This is a genomic window from Frankia sp. Mgl5 (assembly GCF_023242985.1).
GTDB classification, from domain to species: domain Bacteria; phylum Actinomycetota; class Actinomycetes; order Frankiales; family Frankiaceae; genus Parafrankia; species Parafrankia soli.
This window is the reverse complement of record NZ_JALKFY010000755.1, coordinates 1-1,746: the sequence shown is the minus strand read 5'-3', so window position 1 is coordinate 1,746 and position 1,746 is coordinate 1. Positions and strand designations below refer to the sequence as shown.

General features: G+C 67.5%; 2 protein-coding genes. One reads left to right on the top strand and one right to left on the bottom strand.

Going from position 1 to position 1,746, the window contains the following annotated elements:
- A partial coding sequence (locus MXD62_RS27420; RefSeq protein WP_248832286.1) for a transposase occupies positions 1 to 1,198 on the bottom strand: 1,198 nt, incomplete at its 3' end.
- 78 nt (positions 1,199 to 1,276) lie between these two features.
- Here MXD62_RS27420 and tnpA point away from each other — a divergent pair.
- Entirely contained in the window at positions 1,277 to 1,693 is a 417-nt protein-coding gene (gene tnpA / locus MXD62_RS27415) for an IS200/IS605 family transposase (RefSeq protein WP_248832285.1), read from the top strand.
- The last annotated feature ends 53 nt before the right edge of the window (positions 1,694 to 1,746 follow it).

Sequence of the window (1,746 nt, the reverse complement as noted above, 5' to 3'; positions counted from 1 at the left end):
CGCGATCGCCTCGGTGGGTTCCCGCTTCGACACCGACAGCAGAGCTTCCGCCCTGACTAACACCGGCTCCACGGGCGTTTTCGGTCTCCGCCTGGCGCGGCATCTCAGCCACACCTTTCCGCCCAGCGGCGACCTGGCGCTGACCCTCGAAGAGGAGGTTGCGCGCGGCGTTCAGGTCCCGGTCGTGGTGCGTGCCGCAGTGCGGGCAGTCCCACTCCCGGATCTTGAGAGGCTTCGGTCCGTCCCGGTGCCCGCACGCCGAGCAGATCCGCGACGACGGGAACTGGCGGGGAAGCGGGCGGAAGAGGCGGCCGTACTGGTCGGCCTTGTTCTTGACCTTGCCGAGGAACCGTCCCCACGCCGCATCGTTGACCGACTTGGCGAGACGAGTGCGGGCCAGTCCCTTGATGCCCAGCGTTTCGACGTAGACCGCTTGGTTGTCGCGGGCCAACCGGTGGGCGAGCTTGTTCTGCGCGTCGGCCCGCTTCTCGCGGACCTTCCGGTGTTCGACGGCCACCCGGTGGCGCGCCTTCTGCCGGTTCTTCGAGCCCTTCGCCCTGCGGGACAGTGCCCGCTGCGCGCGGGCGAGCCTGCGTTCGGCGGCACGCAGGTAGCGCGGGTTCGACACCTTCTCGTCGGTGCCGTCGCTGTAGGCGATCGACGCGAACATGTCGAGTCCCATATCGACACCGCACTCGCGGTCGGTCATCGGGAGCGCCGTGTCGACGCGCTCCACGACGAACGAGGCGTAGTACCTGCCGTCCGGCTCTTTGATCACGGATACCGACGACGGAGGCGCGGGCAGTTCCCTTGACCAGACGACGTCGACCACGCCGATCCTGGCGAGGTAGACGCCGCCGTCCCTGAGCGAGAAGCCGTTGCGGGTGAGCCGGAACGACTGCCGATGGTCCTTGCGGGACTTGCGGCGCGGGCGGCCGACCTTGGGTCCCTTGCGCTTACCGGACAGCGAGTTCCGCCAATTCTGGTGCGCCTTGTGCGCGTCGCCGACCGACTGAACCAGGGCGACCGAGGCGACCTCGCCCAGCCACTCCCGCACCTTCGCCTGCTTCGCCTCCGTGATCACACGGGTCTGGACCTGCGACGCGCTCAGCTTCTCGCCGGCCTTGTACGCCTCGTCGCGACACCGGATCGCGTCGTTGTAGACGACCCGGCAGCACCCGAACGTCCGGGCGAGCATCTGCTGTTGGCCCGGCGTCGGGTTGAGGCGGTAGCGGTACCGCACGATCGGCACGACCATCATCATACACTTGGTCTCATGACGACAGACGACGGATATCGCCGTGGCAGACACGTGGTATCCGCGCTTCACGTCCACTTGGTCTTCGTGACGAAGTACCGGCGGGGCGTGTTCAACGCCGAGATGATCGAACGCTGCGCGCAGATCATGCGAGACGTCTGCGACGACTTCGGCGCCCTCCTGGTCGAGTTCAACGGGGAGGACGACCACGTGCACCTGCTGATCGAGTACCCGCCCAAGGTCGCGGTGTCCGCGCTCGTGAACTCGCTGAAGGGCGTCTCGGCGCGACTGCTGCGCTCCGAGTTCACCGGCCACGTGAACCAGCACAGTATGCGCGGCCACTTCTGGTCCCCGTCGTACTTCGCCGTGTCGGCCGGCGGCACGCCGCCGTCCATACTGCGCGAGTACATCGAGGGGCAGCGCCGCCCGGCCTGAACGCGCTATCCCCGCCCTGAAGGACAGGGATAGCGCGCTACGAATCTCAGTCA